General features: G+C 76.5%; 1 protein-coding gene. It reads right to left on the minus strand.

Annotated features, from left to right (window positions below; all coding sequences use genetic code 11):
- The coding region (locus tag ACWENR_RS30350; RefSeq protein WP_452280369.1) for a type I polyketide synthase at positions 1-2780 on the minus strand (2780 nt) is incomplete at both ends.

Below are 2780 nucleotides of genomic sequence, written 5' to 3' on the forward strand. Positions count from 1 at the left end.
ACCAGGCGTCGACCCGGTAGTTGGCTGTCGCCGGGCGCCGTCCTGGTTGACCGCGCTGCCCCGCACGACGGCGAGGACGCGGTGGCCGTTGCGCCGCGCGTCGGAGAGGCGCTCCACCAGCAGCATGCCGACGCCCTCGGACCAGCCGGTGCCGTCGGCGGCGGCGGCGAACGCCTTGCACCGCCCGTCCGGGGCCAGCCCGCCCTGGCGGGAGAACTCGGAGAACATGCCGGGCTGCGCCATCAGCGCCACCCCGCCGGCCAGCGCCAGGTCGCACTCGCCGCCGCGCAGCGCCTGGGCGGCGAGGTGCAGGGCCACCAGGGACGAGGAGCAGGCCGTGTCGACGGTGACGGCCGGGCCTTCGAGACCGAACGTGTAGGCCACCCGCCCGGAGGCGACGCTGCCCGCCGTACCGGTCAGCAGGTGCCCCTCGAGGCCGTCCAGGTCCTCGCGGCCGCTGCCGGCGTAGCCGGAGGAGGCGGCGCCGACGAAGACGCCGGTGGCGGTGCCGGCGATCCCGGTGGGGTCGATGCCGGCGTACTCGAAGCTCTCCCAGGCGGTCTCCAGCAGCAGCCGCTGCTGCGGGTCCATGGCCAGGGCCTCGCGCGGGCTGACGTTGAAGAAGCCGGCGTCGAAGTCGGCCGCGTCGTAGAGGAAGCCGCCCTGGTCGGTGACGGTGCCGCCGGCCTGGTCGCCGGCCGCGCCGTAGAGCCGGTCGAGGTCCCAGCCGCGGTCGGTGGGGAATCCGCCGATGGCGTCGGCCCCGGAGGCGACGAGCCGCCACAGCTGCTCGGGGGTGGCGACGCCGCCGGGGTAGCGGCAGGCCATGCCGATGATGGCGATCGGCTCGTCGGCGTCGCCGGTGCCGACGGTACGCACGGTCGGGCCGGCGCCGGTGGCGGGGCCGAGCTGCTGGAACAGGTGGTCGGCCAGCCGGGCCGGGGTGGGGTGGTCGAAGGCCAGCGTGGCGGGAAGCCGCAGCCCGGTCGCGGCGCCCAGCCGGTTGCGAAGCTCCACCGAGGTCAGCGAGTCGAAGCCGAGGTCCCTGAAGGCCCGGGCGGCGGAGACCGCCAGCGTCGAGGCGTGACCGAGCACGGTCGCGGCCTGCCCGCAGACCAGGTCGACCAGCGCCTGCCGGGCGTCCGCCTCGGGCAGCCCGGCCAGCCGGTCCCGCCAGGACGCCCCGGCGGCCGGCCGGTCGCCGGCCGTGCGCCGCCGGCCGGCGGCGCGGACGAGTTGCCGCAGCAGCGGCGGCACCTGGTCGGCCTCGCCGGTGACCTGGAGCCGGGCCGCGACGACGAGCGGCGCGGCCGACGGCAGGGCCGCGTCGAGGAGTTCGGCGCCCTCGGCCGGGGAGAGGCCGCTCATGCCGACGCGCCGCAGCCGCTGCTGGTCGTCGCCGTCAAGGTGGGCGGTCATCGCGCTGGCGGTGGCCCACATGCCCCACGCGAGGCTGGTGGCGGGCAGGCCCTGCTGGTGGCGGTGCCGGGCGAGGGCGTCGAGGAAGGCGTTGGCCGCCGCGTAGTTGCCCTGCCCGGGCGAGCCGAGGGTGGCCGCGACCGAGGAGAACAGCACGAACGCCGACAGGTCCAGGTGCCGGGTGGCCTCGTGCAGCGCCCAGCCGGCGTCCACCTTCGGCGCCAGCACCACGTCGAGCGACCGCGCGTCGAGCGAGCCGATCGTCGCGTCGGCGAGGATCCCGGCGGTGTGGATGACGGCGGTGAGCGGGTGCGCGGGGTCGATCCCGGCGACCAGCCGGGTCACCTGCGCGGGGTCGCTGACGTCGACCGCCACGGCGGTGACCTCGGCGCCCGCGCCGGTCAGGTCCCGGACGAGGGTGGCGTAGTCGTCCCCGCCGGCCCCGTCGGGGTGGCGGCGGGAGGCCAGCAGCAGGTGCCGGGCCTGGCCGGTGGCGACGAGGTGCCGGGCGACCACGCCGGCCAGCGTCCCGGCGGCGCCGGTGACCAGCACGGTGCCCTCGGGGTCCACCGGGGTGGGAACGCGCAGCACCACCTTGCCGACGTGGCGGGCCTGGCTGATGTGCCGCAGCGCCTGCCGGGCGTGGCGCACGTCCCACGCCCGCACCGGCAGCGGACGCAGCGCGCCTCGCTCGAACAGCGCGAGGATCTCGGCCAGCATCTCGCCGATCCGGGCGCTGCCCGCCTCGTTGAGGTCGAAGGCGCGGTAGGTGACGCCCGGATGCTCGGCGGCGACCATGGCGGGATCGCGCAGGTCCGCCTTGCCCATCTCCACGAATCGACCACCGCGCGGCAGCAGCCGCAGCGACGCGTCGACGAACTCACCGGCCAGGGCATCCAGCACCACGTCCACCCCGGCCCCGCCGGTGACCGACGCGAACGAACCCTCGAACCCGGTGGTACGCGACGACGCGATCCGCTCCCCGGCCACCCCAAGGCCGCGCAGCACGCCCCACTTACCGGGACTCGCCGTGGCGTACACGGTCGCGCCGAGATGGTGGGCGAGCTGGATCGCGGCCATGCCGACCCCACCCGCCCCGTTGTGGATCAGCACCGACTCCCCGGCCCGCAGACCCGCCAGGTCACGCAGCGCGTAGTAGGCCGTCAGAAAGACCAGCGGCATCGAGGCCGCCTGGGTGAACGACCAGCCGGCGGGCATCCGGGCGATCCGCTCCCGCGCGGCGATCGCCTGCGGGCCGAAGGCGCACTCGAACATGCCGAGCACCCGGTCGCCCGGCGCCAGGTCGGTCACGCCGGGGCCGACCTCGACCACCACGCCCGCGCCCTCGCTGCCCATCACCG

The sequence above is a fragment of the Micromonospora sp. NPDC004336 genome (assembly GCF_053602615.1).